This is a genomic window from Marisediminitalea lipolytica, from assembly GCF_001758465.1.
GTDB lineage: Bacteria > Pseudomonadota > Gammaproteobacteria > Enterobacterales > Alteromonadaceae > Alteromonas > Alteromonas lipolytica.
Genome location: NZ_MJIC01000009.1, coordinates 297,568 through 320,743 on the forward strand (window position 1 = coordinate 297,568; position 23,176 = coordinate 320,743).

The 23,176-nt window shown below is 51.4% G+C and carries 22 protein-coding genes; 19 read left to right on the forward strand and 3 right to left on the reverse strand.

The features are described from left to right. Positions 1–66: 66 nt before the first annotated feature. The 3 genes from BFC17_RS05040 to BFC17_RS05050 all read left to right on the forward strand — a co-directional run bounded on the left by BFC17_RS05040 (position 67) and on the right by BFC17_RS05050 (position 4,268). Positions 67–1,659: a carboxylesterase/lipase family protein gene (locus tag BFC17_RS05040; RefSeq protein WP_175439526.1), complete on the forward strand. Its 1,593-nt coding sequence runs from the start codon at positions 67–69 to the stop codon at positions 1,657–1,659. Positions 1,660–1,680: 21 nt separating this feature from the next. Further along, positions 1,681–3,219: a carboxylesterase/lipase family protein gene (locus BFC17_RS05045; protein WP_070175361.1), complete on the forward strand. Its 1,539-nt coding sequence runs from the start codon at positions 1,681–1,683 to the stop codon at positions 3,217–3,219. A 65-nt stretch (positions 3,220–3,284) separates the two neighbouring features. Further along, the gene (locus tag BFC17_RS05050) at positions 3,285–4,268 is read left to right on the forward strand and encodes a dienelactone hydrolase family protein (RefSeq protein ID WP_083271592.1); all 984 of its coding nucleotides are present in this window, start codon (positions 3,285–3,287) and stop codon (positions 4,266–4,268) included. Between the two features lie 101 nt (positions 4,269–4,369). Here the strand turns inward: BFC17_RS05050 and BFC17_RS05055 are convergent, their stop codons facing one another. Further along, positions 4,370–5,899, reverse strand: a complete 1,530-nt coding sequence (locus BFC17_RS05055) for a carboxylesterase/lipase family protein (RefSeq protein WP_070175362.1) — start codon at positions 5,897–5,899, stop codon at positions 4,370–4,372. Between the two features lie 27 nt (positions 5,900–5,926). Continuing rightward, positions 5,927–6,829 carry a LysR family transcriptional regulator gene (locus BFC17_RS05060; RefSeq protein ID WP_070175363.1) on the reverse strand — a complete coding sequence of 301 codons (903 nt, stop codon included), beginning with the start codon at positions 6,827–6,829 and terminating at the stop codon, positions 5,927–5,929. Positions 6,830–6,949: 120 nt separating this feature from the next. On the opposite strand from BFC17_RS05060, the gene BFC17_RS05065 reads away from it, so the two are divergent. The 7 genes from BFC17_RS05065 (at position 6,950) to arsB (ending at position 12,621) form a co-directional block, all read left to right on the forward strand. After that, entirely contained in the window at positions 6,950–7,636 is a 687-nt protein-coding gene (locus BFC17_RS05065) for a histidine phosphatase family protein (protein ID WP_070175364.1), read from the forward strand. An 11-nt stretch (positions 7,637–7,647) separates the two neighbouring features. Next, positions 7,648–8,868 carry an acyl-CoA dehydrogenase family protein gene (locus BFC17_RS05070; protein ID WP_070175365.1) on the forward strand — a complete coding sequence of 407 codons (1,221 nt, stop codon included), beginning with the start codon at positions 7,648–7,650 and terminating at the stop codon, positions 8,866–8,868. 14 nt (positions 8,869–8,882) lie between these two features. Next, complete coding sequence (locus BFC17_RS05075) at positions 8,883–9,911, forward strand: phosphotransferase (protein WP_070175366.1); 1,029 nt, start codon at positions 8,883–8,885, stop codon at positions 9,909–9,911. A gap of 151 nt (positions 9,912–10,062) precedes the next feature. Beyond that, a complete protein-coding gene (locus BFC17_RS05080; protein ID WP_070175367.1) occupies positions 10,063–10,395 on the forward strand; it encodes a metalloregulator ArsR/SmtB family transcription factor in 333 nt (110 codons plus the stop codon). 14 nt (positions 10,396–10,409) lie between these two features. Further along, positions 10,410–10,883, forward strand: coding sequence for an arsenate reductase ArsC (locus BFC17_RS05085; RefSeq protein ID WP_070175368.1), 474 nt, complete (start codon positions 10,410–10,412; stop codon positions 10,881–10,883). Then, on the forward strand, positions 10,883–11,593 hold the full coding sequence (gene arsH / locus BFC17_RS05090) for an arsenical resistance protein ArsH (RefSeq protein WP_070175369.1): 711 nt from the start codon (positions 10,883–10,885) through the stop codon (positions 11,591–11,593). Before BFC17_RS05085 ends, arsH begins: the two co-directional genes overlap by 1 nt. An 11-nt stretch (positions 11,594–11,604) precedes the next feature. Continuing rightward, positions 11,605–12,621, forward strand: a complete 1,017-nt coding sequence (arsB, locus tag BFC17_RS05095) for an ACR3 family arsenite efflux transporter (protein ID WP_070175370.1) — start codon at positions 11,605–11,607, stop codon at positions 12,619–12,621. Between the two features lie 183 nt (positions 12,622–12,804). Here the strand turns inward: arsB and BFC17_RS05100 are convergent, their stop codons facing one another. Beyond that, positions 12,805–14,148 (reverse strand): MFS transporter, encoded by a 1,344-nt coding sequence (locus BFC17_RS05100; RefSeq protein ID WP_070175371.1) that lies wholly within the window; start codon positions 14,146–14,148, stop codon positions 12,805–12,807. A 304-nt stretch (positions 14,149–14,452) separates the two neighbouring features. On the opposite strand from BFC17_RS05100, the gene BFC17_RS05105 reads away from it, so the two are divergent. The 9 genes from BFC17_RS05105 to BFC17_RS05145 all read left to right on the forward strand — a co-directional run bounded on the left by BFC17_RS05105 (position 14,453) and on the right by BFC17_RS05145 (position 23,176). Continuing rightward, a complete protein-coding gene (locus BFC17_RS05105; protein WP_070175372.1) occupies positions 14,453–14,770 on the forward strand; it encodes a carboxymuconolactone decarboxylase family protein in 318 nt (105 codons plus the stop codon). Between the two features lie 410 nt (positions 14,771–15,180). Further along, positions 15,181–16,350 (forward strand): thiolase C-terminal domain-containing protein, encoded by a 1,170-nt coding sequence (locus BFC17_RS05110; protein ID WP_070175373.1) that lies wholly within the window; start codon positions 15,181–15,183, stop codon positions 16,348–16,350. Beyond that, a complete protein-coding gene (locus BFC17_RS05115; protein WP_070175374.1) occupies positions 16,350–16,760 on the forward strand; it encodes a Zn-ribbon domain-containing OB-fold protein in 411 nt (136 codons plus the stop codon). The genes BFC17_RS05110 and BFC17_RS05115 overlap by 1 nt, the downstream gene beginning before the upstream one ends. A gap of 11 nt (positions 16,761–16,771) precedes the next feature. After that, positions 16,772–17,992, forward strand: coding sequence for a CaiB/BaiF CoA transferase family protein (locus BFC17_RS05120; protein WP_070175375.1), 1,221 nt, complete (start codon positions 16,772–16,774; stop codon positions 17,990–17,992). Between the two features lie 12 nt (positions 17,993–18,004). Beyond that, positions 18,005–19,267 carry an acetyl-CoA hydrolase/transferase family protein gene (locus BFC17_RS05125; protein WP_070175376.1) on the forward strand — a complete coding sequence of 421 codons (1,263 nt, stop codon included), beginning with the start codon at positions 18,005–18,007 and terminating at the stop codon, positions 19,265–19,267. Positions 19,268–19,300: 33 nt separating this feature from the next. Then, the gene (kce, locus tag BFC17_RS05130; RefSeq protein WP_070175377.1) at positions 19,301–20,245 is read left to right on the forward strand and encodes a 3,5-dioxohexanoate:acetyl-CoA acetone transferase; all 945 of its coding nucleotides are present in this window, start codon (positions 19,301–19,303) and stop codon (positions 20,243–20,245) included. Continuing rightward, on the forward strand, positions 20,232–21,017 hold the full coding sequence (locus tag BFC17_RS05135; protein WP_070175378.1) for an enoyl-CoA hydratase/isomerase family protein: 786 nt from the start codon (positions 20,232–20,234) through the stop codon (positions 21,015–21,017). The genes kce and BFC17_RS05135 overlap by 14 nt, the downstream gene beginning before the upstream one ends. Before the next feature lie 9 nt (positions 21,018–21,026). Further along, positions 21,027–21,962: a hydroxymethylglutaryl-CoA lyase gene (locus BFC17_RS05140; RefSeq protein ID WP_070175379.1), complete on the forward strand. Its 936-nt coding sequence runs from the start codon at positions 21,027–21,029 to the stop codon at positions 21,960–21,962. A 26-nt stretch (positions 21,963–21,988) separates the two neighbouring features. Then, positions 21,989–23,176: an acyl-CoA dehydrogenase family protein gene (locus tag BFC17_RS05145; protein WP_083271595.1), complete on the forward strand. Its 1,188-nt coding sequence runs from the start codon at positions 21,989–21,991 to the stop codon at positions 23,174–23,176.

The following is a 23,176-nucleotide window of genomic DNA, read 5'->3' on the forward strand; positions in this document are numbered from 1 at the left end:
TCCGGAAACAGATAAATAATGTCTGTTTTCAATCACCTTTCGCCACTACTAAGAAGAATCCACATTATGCAAAAAACGTTAATGTTGCCAATGCCTTTTAACCGTCTGGGCAAAACAGTCAGGTATGCCTCCCGCCTGGCGCTGGCCATTGTAGCCAGTGTCATGATGTCAGGGTGCGGGTCGGAACCTGCCGATCCGCTGGTAGTCGCAACTGCACAGGGTAAGGTTAAAGGCAGCCAGCAAAACTCGCTGCGTGTATTTAAAGGAATTCCGTTTGCAAAAGCACCCGTTGGCGAGCGCCGCTGGCAGGCGCCTGAGCCTGTCGAAGCCTGGGCAAACGTGCGCAGTGCCACGGAATTTGCGCCGGGTTGCAGTCAGACAATTCATCCAATCATGAGTAACCCGGGTCAGCCGGTCAGCGAAGACTGCCTGTATCTTAACGTGTGGACGCCGGCGCAAAAGGCCGCCGATAATCTGCCGGTGGTGGTCTGGATACACGGTGGTGGTTTTTCCTATGGCTCCACCGCCATGTCATTATTTGACGGTACAGCCATCGCAGAGCGCGACGTGGTGTTTGTAAGCATTGCCTATCGCCTGGGGCCGCTGGGCTTTTTCAGTCATCCGGAACTCTCCGCAGAATCAGAACATAATGCGTCAGGGAATTATGCGCTGATGGACCAGGTGGCCGGACTGAAGTGGGTACAGGAAAACATTGCGGCCTTTGGCGGAGACCCGCAAAAAGTCACTATCATGGGGGAGTCAGCCGGGGGAATGTCGGTGAGTTTAATGGCGCAAACGCCACTGGCCTCAGGACTGTTTCGCGGGGTTATCTCGCAAAGTGGTGCGTCGGTCGTCAATACCGGCATGATGGCAAGCCTTGCAGAGGCTGAACAAGCCGGGGTAACGCTGATGAAAAACGCCGGGGCATCGTCGCTGGCTGAGCTGCGTAAACTGCCTGCCGAAGTGATTGTCAATGCGGCCACGGCAACCAGTGGTTTTACCCGCAGCAGTTCCTGGCCAACCATTGATGGTTACGTCATCACTAAAGATCCCACTGCACTCTATCAGCAGGGGGAGCAAAATGATGTGGCGTTGCTCATCGGACTTAACGAGTATGAAGGCGCGCTGTTTAATACCATTAAAACGGCCGATGAATTTAAAGCCATGGTAAATCAGCGCTACGGTGATAAGGCTTCACAGGTGCTGGCCGCCTATCCGGCAGAAGATGATAACCAGGCGGTTGCTTCTGCCATTGATTACGGCACCGACAGCACTTTTGCCATTCAGGCCTGGAGCTGGGCGCGCTTACAAAAGCGCCATGGTGATACGCCGGTATACTACTACCACTTCAACCACAATCCACCGGTGCGTCCCGGCGTACCTCAAGGTGCTATCCACGGTGCTGAACTGCCCTACATGTTAGGTACCCAGCACACCCGCGACATTGGCTGGACTGCGGATGATAAAGCCATGTCGGCACTAATGATTAGTTACTGGACTAACTTTATTAAAACCTTAGATCCCAACAGCAGTAAATTGACGTCGTGGCCGGAGTACAACGAGCAGAGCGAGCAGGTCCTGCTGTTTGAAAATGGCGGTTCTATGGCGGTGACGCTACCGCATAAAACCCGTATGACAGCTATAGACCCACTGCAATAACAAGCTGATAAGAGAACAACTATGAAATGCATTGCCGCTTTACTATTACTCGCCGGTCTCACAGCTCACGCGATGGCAGGCACAGTAGTGACCACTCATGCTGGTAAGCTCAGGGGGAAAACACTGGGTAACAATGTCGATGCTTTTCTGGGAATTCCTTATGCAGCAAGCACCGCTGGGGAGAATCGCTGGCGGCCACCTCAGCCGGTAACTAGTTGGCAGGGGGTTAAATCTGCCACTGACTTTGGTCCTGTCTGTGTGCAGCCAGAACCGGTGGAATTTGGCCCCTGGACCGACGAATTTCTGGCCCAGGGCAAGATGAGTGAAGACTGCTTGTCGCTGAATGTCTGGACCCCCGATACCAAAGCCAGATCGTTACCGGTGATGATATGGATCCACGGTGGCGGGCTAACCACAGGTTCATCGGATGTGCCTGTTTACGACGGCGCGCATCTGGCTGGCAAAGGCGTGGTTGTGGTATCCATCAACTATCGCCTGGGCGTGCTGGGTTTTCTGGCGCATCCTGAACTGGAAGCCGAAAATGGCTTCAGCGGTGAATATGGCCTGCTCGACCAGATTGCGGCACTTAAATGGGTACACAATAATATCGCCGGCTTTGGTGGTGATCCCGGCAACGTCACTATCGCCGGTCAGTCGGCCGGGGCTGCATCGGTTAAGCTACTGATGTCTACTCAGGCCTCCCGGGGGCTTTATCACAAAGCGATTATTCAAAGTGGGATTGGTTTATCCGGGTTTGCACCGCCGGGCAATTTTGAACGGGCGCTGCGTATTGGTGAGCAGCTGCAAAAAGACCTGAACGCCAGTAGTTTAAAGGCTTTGCGCGAATTACCTACTAACGAGGTGCTGGCAGCAGCGGCAAAGGTGAAATTACCTGGTGAAAGCGGCCGTATTCGTTTTTCGGTCCGTCAGGGGAAAACCTTTGGGGAGGATTTGTTGGATAACACCATTCCGGTACTCACGGGGATCACCGGTGCAGAAGCCTCGGCATTCCGGCCAATGAAAACCTTAAGTAAAGCCGATTTTAACGCCTATGTAGAGCGACGTTATGGCGAACTCGCCGAGCAATTTAAAGCGCTGTATACCAGCGATGATGATAACTACCTGAATGAGTCGCTGGCGTTACGTCGTGATGAAGGGCTGGTATCGACCAAACTGCGTTTACAACAGCATGATGCCCCGCTGGTTGCCTATGGTTATCTGTTTGCCCACGAACCGCCAGGCGAGCCACAGGACTACGCGAGTTTTCACTCCGGCGAACTGCCCTATATGTTTGGCAATCTTGAACCTGGTGAGCGCCCTTATTCCGGTTATGACCAGACATTGTCTGACACCATGGTGAATTACTGGGTTGCCTTTATCAAAGCGAAATCCTTAAAAGGGAAGTTGTTGGACTGGCCGCTGCTTGATGACACTAACCAGATAATGGTGTTTGGCGAAAGCGGTGTTAAGTCGGTTCGGCCGCTGCTGAGTAAGGAAAAGCTGGCACTGTTTGAACGCCATTATCAAAACGGTGGTGAAGTAAAACTTATTGATTTGTAACTGTAATTAACCGCTGGCGCGTTTAGCTCTGGCGGTTTTTCTGTTGTTTAAATAAGGATATAAGGATGCGTCTGTCTCTATTAGTTTCTTCCATCATATTGATTGCCAGCACTTTACTCAGTGCCATAGCACAGGGCCAGCAACCACCAGAACGTCAGCGCTTTCAACTGAGTCCGGAACAACTAGCCCGGGAAGCCTATATGCAGGTGCTGCCGGATACTGAGGGCACAGGAGCCTATCCGGCAGAAAAGAAGATAATGGCCTCTCTTGATACCCATACGGTGTATCTGCCCAAAGATCTTGCTGGCCTGCAAGACAAAAAACTGGGTATTTTGTTATTTGGCAACGGCGGTTGTTCCGGTAACGGAGCCAGCTCCCGAAATCATTTATTGGAAATTGCCTCCCATGGCTTTTTGGCCATTGCGCCGGGGCGAATTTACAGTGGTCCGGGGTCTGAGCCTCGCCCTGCGCCGGTTATTGATCCGGTGATGAATTTACCCAAGCAAGAAACCACTTATCAGGACCTGCTCACGGCGCTCGACTGGGCACTGGCGCAGAATCAGGATCCTGAGAGCGAGCTGTATGCCAAGCTGGACTCCGAGGCCGTTGCTGTGAGTGGCTGGAGTTGCGGCGGAGTGCAGGCAATAAAAGTAGCGCCTGATTCACGCATTAAAACCGTGGTTTTGCATAATACCGGCACCTTCCCTGATTCGCATCCCTTTGCCAAACGCATGGATATTTCCAAACAAGCACTGGCTTCAATTCATACGCCTGTGATTTACCTGATTGGCGGGCCTGAAGATATTGCTTATGAAAATGCACTGGATGATTTTAGTAAAATAGATCATGTCCCAGCGGTTATGGCAAATTTACAGGTTGGTCATCTTGGTACATTTAATGAGGCAAACGGTGGGCGTGTGGCGCAGGTAACGCTGGATTGGCTGCAATGGCAGTTATACGGTGATGAAGCCGCAGGACGCACTTTTACCGGCCGATCCTGCCGCATGTGTCTGGACCCTACCTGGACGATTCAGCGTAAAGGTTTGTAAAACAAGCAGTGCGCAGCCGAAGTGTTCCGGCTGCGACTCTTAAGTCAGGGCGATCCCTCAGGGCGACCCCTTAAGTCAGGGTGCTCCCTTAGGGCGACCCCTTAGGGTGAAACAATACTAACCCGGTGGCCGTTTTTATAGGTGTGTAAAAACGCCTCGAGTTTTTCTGCTGGTAGCAGTGTTTGCATATTGGCCAGCGGTTCATCAGCAAAATGCATAATCTGTTGTTTGCTGTCGTAAGCTGTCCAGTCTTCCAGCGATTTACCCACGTTCTCTGCTTTAATAAAGCGCAGCCAGTAGTGCATCATGGTTGTTGATAATGCCTGGTCCTGTTTGTCATAAGGGCGCAGTGTGCTATCCAGGTTACCAAACATGTAGGGTAATTCCCCGGAGTGGAAGCTGCCAAAGCCCTTAGGTTCGCCCGGTGGCTCATAACTGAACAGGTACGCAAATACGGTATCCGGGGTGTCCTGCTGGTTGAGGCGAATGTGCATGGAGGCCAGCCCGGCATCGCGGCGAATCTCGCGCACAGCCTGGGTGTAAGTTTTGTCATCGGTTAAATACAAGCTGGTAAACAGGTCAGCATCGTCTCCATAATGGCGCTGTAAAAAGTGGTTAAATCCGTCTTTATCTACTTCCTGGGAGCGTAAAAAGGCTGAGTTTTCATCCGCATTCAAACCAGTCAGCATCGGGATTGATGCATCACGAAAAGTCGGGAAAAAGTTAACGCCCATGCGCGGATCAAAGCGCACCGGCCGGCCTTGTTCTTCCAGTTTCAGAGAGCGACCTACGGCAACCACATCTGCGGCAGGCGCTGCTCGCATTTGTGCCAGCGTATCAGCGCCTAACCGCGCTTGGGCAGCGCGACCAATGTCCATGGGGTCGTGAGGATCTTTGGGTAAAAAGCCACCGGCGGCCACGCCGCTTTGCACGATTACTTTGTGGAACAGCCCTGCGGTAAGGGGCGATGACATGAGCCACTGCACTGAGGCAGCGCCTGCCGACTGGCCAGCTAGCGTGATATTGTCAGGGTTGCCACCAAAGCTGGCGATATTTTGTTTTACCCATTTAAGCGCCGCAACCTGATCCAGCAGGCCGTATTCACCGCTCATGCCATTTTCTTTTTGTAATGCCGGGTGACTTAAAAAGCCTAAAATACCTACCCGGTAATTCAGTGATACCACCACCACGCCTTGTTCGGCGAGGGCTTCTCCATTGTACAAGGGTACATCCGACGAGCCGGTTGTCAGGCCGCCGCCATGCACCCAGACCAGTACCGGTCGATTTGATTTATCGGTACCAGCTGTCCACACGTTTACTGACAGGCAGTCTTCGCTCATGTTCCCCTGGGGCTGAAACTCGGTAGTCCAGGGGCCGTACGGGCCAGGCTGAGGCTGCATACAGATGTCACCAAAGGTCGTTGCGGGCTTTACGCCCTGCCAGGGGGTTACCGGTTGTGGTGGTTGCCAGCGGTTGTCACCTGCGGTAGTGGCGGCATAGGGAATACCCAGAAACACATTGATGTGGTTGGTGGTAGTGTTACCTTCTACTTTGCCGGTGTGAGTGGTTACTACCGGTCCTGCTAGAGCACTTATTGAGAGAGCCAGTAAACTTGAAAACAAATACTTCACGCTATTTTGCTCCGGATTAAGGCTTGATTACCCTGCATGACAATCGAAAGCGGCTTTTTTAACCATATCCCGCAGCCAGAGTGTGGCAGGATCGTCTTCATTGCGCTCCTGCCAGAATACATTCCAGATCAGGGGATCGATATCAAAAGGGGGAGATTGAGTGGCCAGGTTGGCCAGTCTGGCAACGGGGGCTGGTGCTGTCCACAGTAAATCGGTGTTCTGCGTTATTCTGGCGGCCACCTGATAGTTTTGAATACGGGTTTTGATAGTGCGGCTTTCGCCCAGCTTATGCAGCGCAATATCCACGTGCCCGCGACCGCGACGACGACTCGAAACATGCACATGTTCGGCTCTGCGGTAATCCTTCAGGGTTAACATCCCGGATACCAGTGGATGTTCCTGATTCAGCATAACCAGATAATCCAGTGTCATCAGGTGCTCTGATCCCAGTTCTTTGGGATTAAAGGTAGGCGTGTCTATCAGTAAATCGTATTTATCCGATTTCAGCTCGTCCACCGCAGTATCCCTGTCGTGATAGTAACAGGTAATGCGTACGCCCGGTGCTTCCTCGCTGAGGCGCTGAATCAGTGGCGGTAACAGCAACGCTTCTGCCAAATCATTCATGGCCAGGCGAAAGGTTTTAGTGGCGGTGCGCGGGTCAAACTGGGCAAACTCCGCTTTACAGCGCCCCAGTAAATCGAGCCCCTGACGGACATCACCAATAATGCTGTCACTCACTGGCGTAGGCTGCATGCCTTCGGAAGTCCTTACAAACAGCGGATCGCCCAGGGAATCACGTAACCGCGCCAGTGCGTTACTAATAGCTGGCTGGGTCATGTTCAGCCGTTCCGCTGCTTTTGACACACTCGCTTCCCGGTAAATCATGTCGAATACCACAAACAAATTGAGATCGAGCTTATCTAACCGCATCGTTATAAACCTTAATAGATTTTGGTGATTTTACTTCATCATAAAAATAAACTTTGATGATTATGATATAACTTCTACACTGTACACAAGTTAAATCTTTTTACATATCGTTAACGTATCGTGGCAGAAATCATATTACTCAGACATGGCCAGGCCTCATTAGGTGCTGCAAATTACGACCAGCTTAGCCCGGTTGGCTACCAACAGGCGGAGCTGCTTGGCAGGCAGTGGGCTAATCTGGCATTGGGTGCAGATAAGCTGGTCTTAGGCTCAATGGCGCGCCATGAGCAAACCGCCACGGCATTTCTCAAAGGCTTAAGTACGAAAACGCAGGTAACGCAGCCAGAGGTTTGCGTGGATGGCGGATTAAACGAATATGACTTTCAAAATCTGCTGGATAGTTTAAAGGCGCAGTATCCGCAAAGCTGGCATGACACCGGCAATGGCCCACGGGATTATTATCACAATATCAAAGCCGCATTACTGCACTGGGCCAATGGCGATATTGCCGATGATGGCCACTGTAGCTGGGAAGGGTTTAAATCACGGATTTTAACCGCGCTGGAAAGCGCGATGGCTTCGCCGTTTCGCCGCCTTGTGCTGGTAACGTCCGGCGGCCCTACCTCTATGTTGTTGGGGCATTTCTTAGGGCTTGATGCAACACGCACCATTAATCTGAGTTTGCGTATTAAGAACACCAGTACCAGCACCATTATTACCAACCGAACCGATTTTACTGTGGAGTCGGTTAACGATGTCAGCCATTTAATGACGGCTGAACACTGCCAATTAATCACTGTCGCATAGGGTTATAAACAATGTATCAATTTAGTGAAAAGTCGCAGCGCCTGCAAAACGAACTGCTGAAGTTTATGGATGAGTTTATCTATCCCAACGAGAAGCGCTATGCGACAGAACTGCACAATGCTGAAAATCGTTTTGCTCCGCTCGCCATCATGGACGAGCTCAAGCTTAAAGCCAAAGAGCGCGGCCTGTGGAATTTATTTGTACCGGAAGACCACGGCCATTACAGCGAACATGGCGGTCTGTCGTTTTTTGATTATGCGCCGCTGGCCGAAACCATGGGCCGGGTGATCTGGTCACCAGAGGTGTTCAACTGTAACGCACCGGACACCGGCAACATGGAAGTATTCATGAATTTTGCCACCGATGCGCAAAAAGAAAAATGGTTAACCCCCCTGCTGAACGGCGAAATTCGCTCTTCGTATGCCATGACCGAGCCGCAGGTGGCCAGTAGTGACGCCACCAATGTTGAGCTGAGCATTAAGCGTGAAGGTGATGAGTGGGTGCTTAACGGTCGTAAGTGGTTTATCACCAATGCCATGTACGAGCGCACCAAAATCTTTATCGTGATGGGTAAATCCGATCCGGACAACGCCAGCCGTCACCTGCAACAAACCCAGGTACTGGTGCCTAAGCATACTCCTGGCGTGACTATTGTTCGTCCGTTAACGACGCTGGGTTTTGATGATGCGCCAATTGGCCATGCCGAGCTGGTGTTTGAAAACGTCCGTGTGCCTTATGAAAACGTACTGGCCGGTGAGGGCCGGGGCTTTGAGATTGCCCAGTCACGTTTAGGACCGGGTCGTATGCACCACTGTATGCGCCTCATTGGTACCGCGCAGCGTTCGCTGGAGCTGGCCTGCAAGCGAGCCAACAGCCGAACCACATTTGGCCGCCCGCTGAGTAAACATCAAAGCGTGCGCGAGGAAATCTCCCGTTCGTTCTCAGAGATCGAGATGGCGCGCTTACTGGTACTGAAAACCTGCAGCAAAATCGATGAACAAGGGGTAATGGCCTCTATTGATATGATTGCTGCCACCAAAACCACGGTTCCACTACTGGTTCAAACCGTGATTGACCGTTGTATGCAAATGCACGGTGCAGGCGGACTGACCGAAGACTACATGATGGCCGAAGGCTTTAACTATGCCCGCTGGTGTCGTCAGGCGGATGGTCCGGATCAGGTGCATCAGATGGCACTGGGCAAACAAATTATCGACCGTTACAGTAAGTAAACGAGGAGCCTTTCATGTCAACAGCTACACCTGTTACGCTGGATACCGAGGTGCTGAGCGCCTATCTGGAGCAGCATGTCGAGGGCTTCAGGGGCCCGATTAACGCCGAGAAGTTTCCCGGTGGTCAGTCTAACCCGACGTTTTTAATTGAAGCGGCCAGTGGTAAATATGTGCTGCGTCGTAAGCCACCCGGTGAGCTGCTGAAAAGCGCGCACGCGGTAGACCGTGAGTACCGTGTACTCTCAGCCCTGGCTGACACCCCGGTGCCGGTGGCCAAAGTGTATCACCTGTGTGAAGACACTGAAGTGATTGGCAGCATGTTCTATCTGATGGAATATATCGATGGTCGCGTGTTCTTTAACCCGGCATTGCCAGAGGTAAGTAAAGAAGAGCGCAGCCAGATGTATGCCGAAATGAGCCGCGTACTGGCAGAACTGCATAAGGTGGATGTGGACGCCGTGGGCCTGAGCGATTATGGTCGCCCGGGTAACTACTACGAGCGTCAAATCAGCCGCTGGACAACACAGTATCGTGCTACCGAAACCGAAACGATTCCTGAGATGGATACGCTTATCGACTGGCTGGCGGCGAATACCGTGGCCGATGATGGCCAGGTATGCTTAGCCCATGGTGATTTCCGACTGGATAACATGATGTTTGCTCAGGACAAGCCTGAAGTGCTGGCACTGGTAGACTGGGAGCTCTCAACCCTAGGCCATCCTTATGCGGATCTGGCGTATCAGTGTATGCAGCTGCATTTATCCAACGACGGCGGCGTATTACCAGGGTTGGATGGGCTGGATCGCGAGGCGCTGGGTATTCCCACCGAAGAAGAATATGTGGCCATGTACTGCAAGCATATGGGCATCGACAAAATAGAGAACTGGAACTTCTATCTGGTGTTTGGTTTCTTCCGCTTTGCCGCTATTTTGCAAGGCGTTAAGAAGCGGGCTCTGGACGGAAATGCCTCCAATGCGGCTCAGGGTTTACAGTTAGGTGAACTGGTAAAACCCCTGGCAGAAAAAGCGGTTGCGCTGATTTAGCATCGTTTTCTCACAAACAAACTGATTGTTTTAAAGCGGTGGTAGGTTTTCCTGCTACCGCTTTTTTGTACCTGCGCGTTACACGCTATTTGATTGACATATGAAAATTCATATATATGATATTTCGTATGTGTTAATCAGGGAGTAAGTAATGTCACCGCTGCAATTATTCAAATGTCTGGCCGACGATACGCGGCTTAAATCGTTACTGCTAATTAGTGAGGTAGGTGAAGCCTGTGTGTGCGATCTCATCGCGGCACTGGAGCTTGAACAACCAAAGGTATCCCGCCATCTGGCCGAACTGCGTAAATGCGGTATTGTGCAGGACTCCCGGCGGGGTAAATGGGTGTACTACCAGCTCCATCCGGCACTGCCCGATTGGGCACAACACATTATTCTTCAAACCCGCGACAGCAACCCGGACTACCTTGCTGCCTCGCTGGCCAACTTACGCGCTTATAAACAGCAGGGCGCTGCCTGCTAATCCAAAGGTCACCTATGAAAATTCTCTATATTTGTACGCACAACCGCTGCAGAAGTATTTTGTCTGAGGCTATTACTAATCACAATGCGGGCGACAGCATTACCGCCAGAAGCGCGGGCAGCCAGCCATCCGGTGCGGTGCATCCCCTGTCACTACAGTATTTACAGGAAGCCGGTATTAGTACCGACGGCCTTGCCAGTCAGTCCTGGGATGAGTTTGAAACTTTTGCGCCGGATGTAGTGGTTACGGTATGTGATTCGGCGGCCGGAGAGGCCTGCCCGGTGTGGTTTGGCCAAACGGTAAAAGTGCACTGGGGATTATCCGATCCATCAAAAATTGAAGGTTCTGATGAAGAAAAAGCGGCTGCCTTCCGCGCCTGTATCGTTGAGATTACCGACAGGGTCAATCAACTGGTGCCACTGGCTCAGCAGTCCTTATCGCCTGAACAATTAAAATCTCAACTGGCAGCATTAGGAGCGCAGGTTTAATGGATATGTCGTTACCCAATATTGACGAAACTCAGTTGGATATCCCTACCTTTGATAAATGCCAGAGTGCTGATGCTGCACATGCGCCGCGTATTCTGCTGTTATACGGCTCGCTGCGTAAACGCTCTTTCAGTCGTTTAGTGGTAGAAGAATGTGCGCGCTTGCTTACGCGTATGGGCGCAGAAGTAAAGATTTTTAATCCCACCGGTTTACCGCAAACCGATACCGAAGATGACACCCATCCCAAGGTACAGGAATTGCGCGAACTGATGATGTGGTCCGAAGGGCAGGTCTGGTGTTCTCCGGAGCGTCACGGCTCCATGACCAGCATCTTTAAAAGCCAGATTGACTGGGTGCCCCTAAGTGTGGGCAGTGTGCGCCCGACGCAGGGTAAAACCCTGGCGGTCATGCAGGTATGTGGCGGCTCACAGTCGTTTAACGTGGTTAATCAACTGCGGGTACTGGGGCGCTGGATGCGTATGGTGACGATCCCGAATCAATCCAGTGTGGCCAAAGCGTTTCTTGAATTTGATGATAACGACAGAATGAAGCCATCACCCTATTACAATCGCATTGTGGATGTGATGGAGGAGCTGATGAAGTTCACCCTGTTGCTGCGCAACAATAAAGACTATTTTGTGAATCGCTACTCAGAGCGGGTGGAGTCGGCAGAGAAACTCAGTGAACGCGTTAATCAGCGGTCTATTTAAGGAGCAGTACCATGGGCTTGTTTGAACGCTATTTATCGGTGTGGGTTGGGCTTACCATTGTTGTGGGTATTTTGCTGGGCAGCGTTACGCCGGGCGTATTTGCCGCGATTGCTGGCATTGAGTATGCCCACGTCAATCTGGTGATTGCTGTACTCATCTGGCTGATGATTTATCCGATGATGGTGCAAATCGATTTTAGCGCCTTAAAGGGTGTAGGTAAAAAGCCGAAAGGATTGGTGCTCACGCTAATCATCAACTGGTTAATTAAACCCTTCACTATGGCCGTACTGGGCTGGTTATTCTTTAAGGGCATATTTGCCGACTGGGTCGAGCCGCAAACAGCCAGTGAATATATCGCCGGTATGATTTTGCTGGGCGTCGCACCGTGCACCGCCATGGTGTTTGTGTGGAGTCAGTTAACCAGGGGCGATGCCAACTATACGCTGGTGCAGGTGTCTATTAACGATATCATCATGATATTTGCATTTGCCCCCATAGCCGGTTTATTACTGGGTGTAACCGATATTACCGTGCCCTGGGATACGCTGTTTTTATCGGTTGTGCTGTATGTGCTTATTCCGCTGGTGGCCGGTGCTGTTACACGCAAGAAGCTGGATAAAACCGATGATCATTCTCGACTGAATCAGTTTTTAGCCACCATGAAGCCCTGGTCCATCATTGGGTTACTGGCTACGGTAGTACTATTGTTTGGTTTTCAGTCAGAAACCATTCTGGCCCAGCCTCAGGCTATCGTGTTAATTGCAATACCGCTGCTGATTCAGACTTACGGTATTTTTGCCATTGCGTATTTCATCGCCAAACAATTGAAGTTGCCCCATAACGTGGCTGCGCCAGCCTGTATGATCGGCACCTCGAACTTCTTTGAGCTGGCGGTTGCCGTGGCAATCTCCTTGTTTGGCCTGCATTCAGGGGCGGCATTGGCTACCGTAGTGGGCGTGCTGGTGGAAGTACCGGTGATGCTTTCGCTGGTGTGGTTTGCTAATCGTACCCGGCACTGGTTTGATTAACCGGTTTAAAGAGTCTATCAGGCAGGCGGGTGTGTTTTAAAATAACGATGTGTCGCCGCAAAAGACAAATTGCCACCCATAGGGTGGCAACTTTAATTCGCTGAATTAGCCTTTTCACTTATTTACCAATCACACAACACGAAACACACTTTCATTGTGAAAAAAGCTAATCAGCAAAAACTCTTATGCTTTGATGGCCGGTTTAGCAGGCTTGATGAAATACTTCACACCAATGGTCCAGGCACACAGTGCCGTTACCAGTAACGGCAGACTGAATAGCACGAACATCCAGGCCACGCTCATGCCACTGGTAAGTGCCAGACCGCCAGCGGCAGGCCCAAGCACAGCGCCAAGGCGACCCATGCCAATTGCCCAGCCAATACCGGTGGTACGAATGTTAGTCGGATAAATCTGCGCCACGGTGGCATACAGTGCGCCATTACCGCTTTGCTGGAAGAAACCGATGCCAAATAACAGGGTGTAGTACATGATGACCGGGGTGTTCCACTCGGCGAACATCACCATCATGATGGTAGCAATACCGTACAGACAGGCGATAACCTTACCCAGGTTCCAGCGGGCAGTAAGCCAGCCCACAATAAATAAGCCAATCACCGCACCACCATTAAACAGTGCACTGCCTTTAATACCTACCTCTAACGGATAGCCGGTCATGCTGGCGATACGCGGGATCCAGCTTAGCAGGAAATAAACCGTAAAAAATGCGCCCATAAAGCTGACCCACGACAACAATGTTGTGGTACGAACTTCTTTTTTCAGCAGGTGCATAAACGGCACCGCAGGCGTTTTGGCAAAGACTTCTTCACGCTCAGGGTAGTCGTCGTGTTCTTTTAAACCCTGAGCTCTGAGTAACTTGTTAGCGCGCTCTAAATCGCCTTCTTTGCGACGTTCCAGTAAAAAGTGCACCGACTCAGGAGCCAGAAAATACATTATCGGAAACAGTGCCAGCGATAATAAACCAGCCACAATGAACAACGATTCCCAGCCGTAATTCACCAGCAGATCATTGGCGACAACGCCAGCCAGCATGGCACCGGCAGGATAACCAGACATCACGGTCATTACGCCGGCGGCAACATATTTTTTAGGTGAAAACTCTGAACCCATGGAGGTTGCTGTGGCCAGTACACAACCGATACCGACACCGGTTAGCAGGCGCAGAATTATCAGTTGGGTCAGATTCTGCGACAACGTTGCCGCCAGCATGGTAATCGCAATCACCATAGTTGCGGCCATTAAAATGGGTTTACGACCTATACGGTCGGCAAACGGGGCCAAAAACATCGAGCCAATGGTCATGCCGGCCAGGCCCGCACTGAACACCATGCCAAATGCGGCATCGGTCACATTCCACTGTTCAATTAATAGCGGTGCTGCAAAAGACACTACCAGTACATCGATACCATCCAACGCCATCAGGATAAAACACAAAAATATGGTGAACGCCTGCATTCTGGTCCACTTATTGTTTGCTTCTTCTTCGGTGATGATTCGAGGTTTATCCACGGCGTTTACTCCATTTGTGACACGCTGCTTCCCGCCAGGGCGGTTAATCGATGATGAGTTGGTAGCTGTGTTGATCATAAGAGATAATTAATTTCTAATAGTGAGATAAATAAAAGCAGAAAGAATTATCTGACTGCACCCAACCAAGATTGCGTTTTGAAGCTAGTGCAAAAAGAACGCCATATTTTTAATAATTTGTAAAAATATGAGTTAACTTGTAAATAGTATTTTTTTGATTATTGTAAAAATTTGGTGAATTTGCCAGTGCATACTGCATTCTGATTTTTGATACAGGAGAATTTAAATGAGTGATAAGCCTAGCGGAGCCCAGTTGTTATATGGCGATATTGCGCCAAGACTAGCGGGTTTCAGTGATAACGTTTTATATAAAGAAGTGTGGGGTAACGATACCCTGTCACCACGCGATCGGAGTTTAATCACTTGCGCCGCATTAGTTGTTCTTGGCCGCACAGAGCAGATGCCTGTTCACTTTCCTAAGGCTATGGAGAACGGCGTGAGTCAGGAGGAAATGGCCGAAATGATCACTCACCTGGCGTTCTATGCCGGCTGGCCAACGTCGGTGTCGGCTATTCAGCGTCTTAAGGAAGTGGTGCAGGAATAGCGGTGAGCTATAAAACATAAGTTAGCGTTAACGGCCTTTGCTCAGTGCAGCCACAGGCCGTTAATGGTTTCTTTTAGTTGTTAACAAAATACTGTCTTTTTGCACTACACAAAAACGTCTTTTCGATGAACACTTCTGTTCTGATAATGCCATTTTAACCCCCGAATATCCTTATACTGCCTAATTTCTTCGGCAAATTTTCGTGTTTCAGCGAAAAAATTTGGCCTGATTTCAGCATTTTGAGGCCGGAAATACACCATCCGTCCAATTAATTGTTAAATAAAAACAATATTTTAATAATTATTTCACGTTCCTTTGTTGTATTTGTTTATAAATCTCATAATATGAGAAACAGTTAAATTGGTGTGATCGTTGCTAGATCCAGCCAAAGAAAACAACGAGGTTATTCAATGAAGACAAGTATTGTTGGGATAGGGCAAACCGAGTTCTCAACCAATTCCGGACGTAGCGAGTTAAAGCTCGCCCTCGAAGCCATTTTAAGTGCGCTGGACGATGCCGGACTGGAAGTAAACGATATAGACGGTTTAGTTCGCTACACCTGGGACAACACCTCAGAAGCAGCCATTGTTAATGCACTGGGCTTGCCTTCATTGAAATACTACGGTGAAACCGAATTTGGTGGCGTTAACTGCTGTGGTGCCATCGCTCAGGCGTCGGCGGCCATTCAGGCTGGCCTGGCTTCCTGTGTGGTGTTTTACCGCGCACTGAATGCACGGTCGGGTGTTCGCTTTGGCCGCGGTGAGCGCGTACTGAGCGAAGACGGCGACGCGCTGATTAGTCACCAGCCGGAACCACCGGGAGATATTTACTCGGCGCCCTTTGGTTTGTTAGTGCCCGGTCAGCACCACGCGCTGTATGCACAAAGTTATAAAGGTCATTATGGCCTGAGCGACGAGCGCTTTACCGAAATGCTTGGCTCTGTTGCTGTGACCCAGCGTAGATATGCCAACAACAATCCTCGTGCCTTAATGAAAGACCGCTCGCTGACCATGGACGATTACAAAAACGCCCGGGTGATCAGTGAGCCGTTGCGTATTTTTGATTACTGCCTGGAAACCGATGGCGCTATGGCTATCGTGCTGGTGTCGCAGGAGCGTGCACGCAGCATGAGCGCGAAAGCCGTGGATGTGCTCTCTGCCAGCCAGTATATCTTCCCGGGTTCAGTGCCCATGTATCTTTATGCCAAAGACACTTACAGCCTGGCTCCGCCAGAAGCAGGAGAGGTGCTGTTTGGTCGCGCCGGGCTAAAACCGTCAGATATCGATGTGGCTATGGTATATGACGCCACCTCCATGATGGTGCCGCTGGCACTGGAAGACTTTGGTTTTATCGGCCGTGGTGAAGCTGCTGATTTCCTTATCAGTGGTCAGAATGGTCCGAACGGTTCATTGCCGGTTAATACCCACGGCGGCCTCTTATCTGAAGGCTACTTCCATGGCCTTAACTCAATCGCCGAGGGCGTACGACAGTTACGCGGTGAATCGTCGAATCAAATGAAAGCCGACACCGTATTTATGACCCTGCGAGGGGCGAGTTCAATGATTATGGGGCGTGCATAATGAATATCAAACCCGCTAAGCAATTTCTCGAACAGCCTTACTGGCAACATCTGGCCAAGGGCAAACTGTTTTTAAACAGCTGTAACGACTGCGGTTCGTCCCACCATCCGCCGTCGCCGATTTGCCCGAAATGTCGCTCATTTAACACCGGTTGGAAAGAAGCTTCCGGTAAGGCAACCCTTAATTCCTTTACCGTGGTACGCCATGCAGTACATCCCCACTTAGAGCAGGATGTACCCTACATCGTTACGCTGGTGGATTTAGAAGAAGGCGTGCGTCTGGTCAGCGGGATCCCTGCTGGTATGGAGGTTGACCTTAAAGTCGGTATGGCCCTTGAGTGTAAAGTGATTCAGAAAGATGAAGACTTTGCTTTGCCATACTTTGTACCTGTCGACGCAGATAAAGCGTAAGGGGTGGCGCAATGACAACGAATTCGCAATCCCAACCAAAACCACTAAGCGGTATCCGCGTGCTGGATTTTGGTAACTATGTGGCCGGCCCATACGCGGGGTCTATGCTCGCCGCTCTTGGTGCCGATGTGGTTAAAGTAGAGTTTGCCCGTGGTGGCGACCCTTTCCGTCGCGGTCAGGGCACCCAGGACCCGTACTTTATTCAGATGAACGCCGGTAAGCGTAGCTTAGCGGTGGATCTCAAGTCTCAGGAAGGGCTGGATTTAATTAAATCCTTAATCCCTAAATTTGACGTGCTGGTGGAGAACACCCGTCCGGGCAAAATGGAAGCGCTGGGTCTTGGCCCAAAAGCCGTTGAAGCCTTAAACCCGAAGATGGTTTATGCCTCGGTATCGGGGTTTGGTGAAGGCGGCCCCTGGCAGGACCGCGCGGCTTACGACACCATTGGCCTGAGTATGAGCGGTTTCCTGTCCATCATGAGTGATGCGGATAAACCCCAGCTTGCCGGCACCTGTGTAGGCGACCTCACCGGCGGGTTAGTACTGGTTATCGGTATTTTATCGGCTTTGGTGGGCCGTGAACTACACCCGGAAAATAAAGGTACCGTGGTACAAACCTCACTGCTGGAAGCCATGTCTACCATCACTATCGATGCCATGACGCAGATGTTTGAAACCGGCAATGTACCCAGCCGCGAAACCCGTCATCCGGTAGCGCAGAGCTTTAGCTTAAAAACCGCCGATGGCGGCGCTTTTGCCATTCATTTATCCGGCTCTGAAAAATTCTGGCAGAACTTTGCCAAAGCCTTAAACCGCGAAGACTTACTCGACGATCCGCGTTTTGCCACCTATGTGCAGCGCAAAGAACACTATTTTGCACTGCGCCCCATCGTAGAAGAAGCGTTTGCAAAAGGGACCAAAGAATACTGGGATGCCCGTCTGGTGGAAATGGACGTGCCCCACGCCCCCCTGTTATCCGCCAAAGAGTTACCCGAGCATCCGCAAATGAAACACCTGGATATGTACGAACCTGAGCGTGATGGTTTACGTCTGGTGCGCCCACCATGGCGGTTTGAGGGCGAGCGCCCGCACCGCAATTTTTCAGCGCCTTGTATCGGGCAGCATTCCCGGGCGGTGGCCAGCGAAGTGTTATCCGACAGTGATATTGAGCGTTTAATTGCCGAAGGCGTACTGGCCGAACCGGCAGCCGCGCAAAAACCGGCTGCGGTTTAAGGAGTCAGAAAAATGAATAAACCCGCTAAATCGCCAAAGTGGATGACCGCCGAAGAGGCTGTTGCTGCCATTGATGACGGTATGCAAATAGGCTTTCCGCACTTAAGTGCCGAGCCGCGAGCGTTAACCAGTGCCCTGTGGCAGCGCGCCGAAGCGCTTAATGAGATCACCGTGGTCAGCGGCATGCTGCTGTCCGGATACAAGTTTTTAATGGGGCCGGTGGCCTCAAAAATCCGCTTTAAAACCTGGTTTATGCCCGGCACCTTGCTGCGTAAAACCACGGGGGATGTAAAAGCCGAATATCTGCCGCTCACCTACGCGCAGATTGCCCGTTACTTAAATGAAGTGCCAATGGATGTTGCGCTGGTGCAGGTATCACCGGCGGACGAAAACGGCTATCACAGCCTGGGTTTAACCTGCACTACCAGTAAGCCCATGATTGAACGGGCCAAACTGGTTATTGCGCAGGTTAATCCTAACGTACCGCGTACCCTGGGAGACTCGCTGGTGCATTCCTCGCAGTTCGATATTTTAGTGGATGCGCCGGAAGAACTGTTGGAATACCCGTCCCGTGACATCGAAGAAATCGACGATGTGATTGGTTGTCAGGTAGCCGAGCTCATTCCTGATGGCGCGACCTTAAGCTTTGGTGTGGGCGGTATTCCGGCCTCGGCGGCACGGGCGTTGATTAAAGCTGGTCGTAAGGATCTGCATTTTATTAATACCTTCACCGATCCGGTCATGGAATTAATTGAAGCCGGTTGTGCCTGTGAAGAAAACCCCAAAGGTCATATCGGCGACATTTTTGGTACCAAGGCGCTGTATGAGTGGGTCGCTGATAATCCGGCCATCGAACTGGCTGATGCGCTGACCACCCACACCCCGGAAGCCTTTGTAAAACGGAAAACCGTGTACTCGGTGAACTCCGCACTGGAAGTGGATCTGCTGGGGCAGGTGAATGCTGAAACCATCGGCAATAAGCAGTCGGGCGCTATGGGCGGTCTGGTGGACTTTGCGGTGGGCGGCCAGGTGGAAGGCGGCCAGTTTATCCTGGGGCTGCGTTCACAAACTAATAGCGGTAAGCCACGCATTGTCGCCAAACTCGACGGTGACATTGTGTCGCTCTCGCGCACCTTTGTGGAAACCGTGGTTACCGAATACGGCATTGCCCACTTACGCAATAAATCTGTTTACGAGCGCGCCATTGCGCTGGCAGCCATTGCCCATCCTGATGATCGGGCTGCGTTGCTTGAAGTGGCGGAGTCTCTGCGCTAGTCAGCGCATTGTCTGGAAAAAGAGAGAAACGTTATGAGCGCGAATCCTAAAAAGAACCGTAAAGTCATTATTACCTGTGCCATCACCGGGTCGATTCATACCCCGTCGATGTCGCCTTATCTGCCAGTGACGCCGCAAGAAATTGCTGAGTCAGCCATTGAGGCTGCCGAAGCCGGTGCCGCGATTATTCACCTGCATGCCCGTAATCCTGAAACCGGTTTTCCCGATCAGTCAGTTGAAGCCTACACCGATATTCTGCCGGTGATTAAATCCCGTAGTAATGCGGTGCTTAACATTACCACGGGTGGTGCTACCACCATGACTACCGAAGAGCGACTGGCCCCGGCGCTGCACTACAAGCCGGAAGTGGCATCACTCAACATGGGCTCGATGAACTTTGGTTTGTTTCCTATGCTTAAGCGTTTTAAAGAGTTTAAGCATGACTGGGAAGAAGATTATCTGGAAGGCTCTAAACATCGCATCTTCAAAAATACCTTTGAAGATATCGAAATGATCCTGACTAAGTGTGCAGATAACAACACCCGTTTTGAAATTGAATGTTACGACATTGGCCATTTATACACCTGCGCGCACTTTGTTGAGCGTGGCCTGATTAAAGCGCCGGTGTTAATTCAGAGCGTATTTGGCATTCTGGGCGGTATTGGTCAGCACCCGGAAGACATTATGCACATGAAACGCACCGCCGATCGCCTGTTTGGTGATAACTACGAGTGGTCCGTACTGGGTGCCGGTCGTCAGCAAATGAATATCGCCATGCAGTCTGTGCAGCTGGGCGGTCACTTACGGGTTGGTTTGGAAGACTCCTTGTGGCTGGGTAAAGGCAAGTTAGCTAAGAGCAATGCCGACCAGGTCCGTGCTGCCAAAGCCATGGTTGAAAGTATGGGGCTTGAGGTGGCAACACCGGATGAAGCCCGTGAAATTCTGTCATTAAAGGGCGGTAGCAATGTCAACTTCTGAAACCATTCTGTACAGCGAATTAAGCGACAATATCCTGCGCCTGACCATTAATCGGCCGGAGCGTCGCAATTCGCTGAATAACGACCTGATTAATGAGCTTAAAGCCGCCTTCAGTGACGCATCTCAGAATCCGGATGTCCGCCTTATTGTGCTCGGCGCTACCGGGGAAAAAGCCTTTTGTGCCGGTGCCGATTTAAATCCCAATGCCAACACATTTGGGTTTGATTACGCCCAGCCCAATGTGCTCTACGCCGACTTATTGCGCACCGCCAAAACCTGCACGGTGCCTATCATTGGCCGCATTAATGGTTTTTGCCTGGCAGGCGGTATGGGCTTGCTGGCCATTTGTGATATGGCGGTAGCCGCAACCGAAGCCAAATTTGGTTTGCCCGAAGTAAAAGTGGGCGTGTTCCCCATGCAGGTAGCAGCGCTCATGCAGTCCATGTTACCACCGCGCAAATTTGCCGAGCTGTGTTTAACCGGCGATATGCTTACCGCTGATGAAGCGCTGGCGATTGGCCTGGTTAACTATGTGGTGCCCATGGACGAACTGGACGATAAAGTCGCCTGGCTGGCGGAGCGTGTCGTGAAGAACTCGCCAACGGCAATCCGCCGCGGTAAATACGCGCTGCATGCCGTGGAAGGCATGACCTTTGAGCAAGCAATTGCCTTTATGGAAGGTCAGGTAGGCTTAATGCCGCTGACTGAGGATGCCCAGGAAGGCTTAGCAGCATTTGCCGAAAAACGCGCCCCTCAGTGGACAGGAAAATAGGAGCATTTTATGAGTGATTTACCTGCCCGCGTGCACATTGTGGAAGAAGGCCCTCGCGAGGGCTTTCAGTCTGAGCCTGCGGGGATCCCGACGGCCGAAAAAATCAAGCTGATTGAAGCGCTGGCCGCCAGCGGTGTGCCGGAAATTGACTGTGCATCCTTTGTTAGTCCTAAAGCGGCACCGCAAATGGCGGATGCGCTGGATATTTCTGCCGGGCTGACCATGCGTGATGACGTGCTCTACAGCTGTATGTGGCTTAACGAAAAAGGCTTTTTTCAGGCGCAACAGAGCCGCTTTAATTTGCCCGCGCTAACCAGCGGCAGTGCATCCGATACCTTTTTAAGTAAAAACAACCGCCGTACGCCTGAAGAACAGGTGGATACCCAGCGCCTGCTACGCAAACTGTATTCCGACAATGGAATCGGTAGCGGACCGGTGTATTTATTTACCGCGTTTGGTTGCAACTATGAAGGTGAAATCGCGGTAGAAAAAGCCATGCTACGCGCCTCTGAGCTGGTAGCTATTTGCGAAGAGAATGGTACGCCGCCGAGCAGTATTTACCTGTGCGATACCGTTGGCGCCGCCGATCCGGTGCGCGTACGTCGTCTGGTCGACGCCGTGCGTACGCGCTGGCCGGAATATCAGGTCGCACTACATTTACATGATACCCGGGGCCTGGGTATTGCCAATGCCATGGCCGGGCTCGAACTAGGCGTTTCCCGCTTCGATTGCTCTGTGGGCGGCATGGGCGGTTGCCCGTTCGCCGGTAACAAGGCCGCCGCGGGCAATATTGCCACCGAAGAACTGGTGATGCTGTGCGAGCGCATGGGCATCGAAACCGGTATCGACTTAGCCAAATTGATTGATGCAGCGGTGCTGGCAGAGGGCATTGTAGGCCATAGCCTGCCCGGCAAGCTGTTTAAATCCGGTTTATTTAATTCTTAAGACACGTTAGAACAGGATCATCCATTATGAAAAAGAGTGAATTGCCAGCAGGCATCATCGATACCGAAGAGCGTCGTCAGATCGCCGAATCCGTACGTCGTACCTGTGAAAAGTTTGATGACGAATTCTGGCTTGAAAAAGAGAACAAAAAAGAATTCCCGCATGAATTCCATGCCGCCATGGCCGAAGCTGGTTGGCTGGGTATTACCATGCCCGAAGAATACGGCGGTGCCGGCCTTGGCGTAACCGATGCGGCGCTGTTGATGCAGACCATTGGTAACTCGGCAGGCGCTATGTCGGCCTGTTCTACCATTCACATTAACCTGTTTGGCCCGCACCCGGTAATCAAGCACGGTACCGACGAACAAAAAGCGCGGATGATTCCGCCTCTGGTTGAAGGTACGCATAAGGCGTGTTTTGGTGTAACCGAGCCGGATGCTGGTCTGGATACCACTCACATCACCACTCGTGCAGTGTTTCAGGAAGGCCGTTATGTGGTGAATGGTCAGAAAGTATGGACTTCAACCGCGCAGCAGGCGCATAAAATCCTGCTGTTAACCCGTACCACGCCAATTGAAGAATGTGCTAAACCGACTGACGGTATGACATTGTTCTATACCGATTTCGACCGCAATCGTATCGAAGTTACCCCTATCGATAAGATGGGCCGTAACGCAGTTAACTCTAACTCCATCTTTATCGACAACCTGGAAATCCCGGTGGAAGACCGTATCGGTGAAGAAGGTCAGGGCTTTAAACTGCTGCTCGACAGCTTAAACCCGGAGCGGGTTCTGGTAGCGGCTGAAGCCATTGGTGTTGGCCGTCGCGCGCTGGAAAAAGCCGTGCAGTATGCCGGTGAGCGTGTGGTATTTGGTCGTCCGATTGGTAAAAACCAGTCAATTCAGCATCCGCTGGCACAAAGCTGGATGGCGTTGGAAGCCGCTGACTTAATGGTGTGGCATGCAGCGCGTTTATACGATGATGGCAAGCCTTGTGGCGCTGAGGCTAACTCAGCGAAGTTCCTTGCTGCTGATGCAGCGTTTGACGCCTGTGACCGTGCAGTAAGAACCCATGGCGGTTTTGGTTACGCCAAGGAATACCACGTAGAGCGTTACCTGCGCGAAATCATGCTGCCGCGTATTGCGCCGGTTACCCGTGAGCTCATCATGTCGTTTATCGCTGAGCGCGTACTCGAACTGCCTAAGTCTTACTAA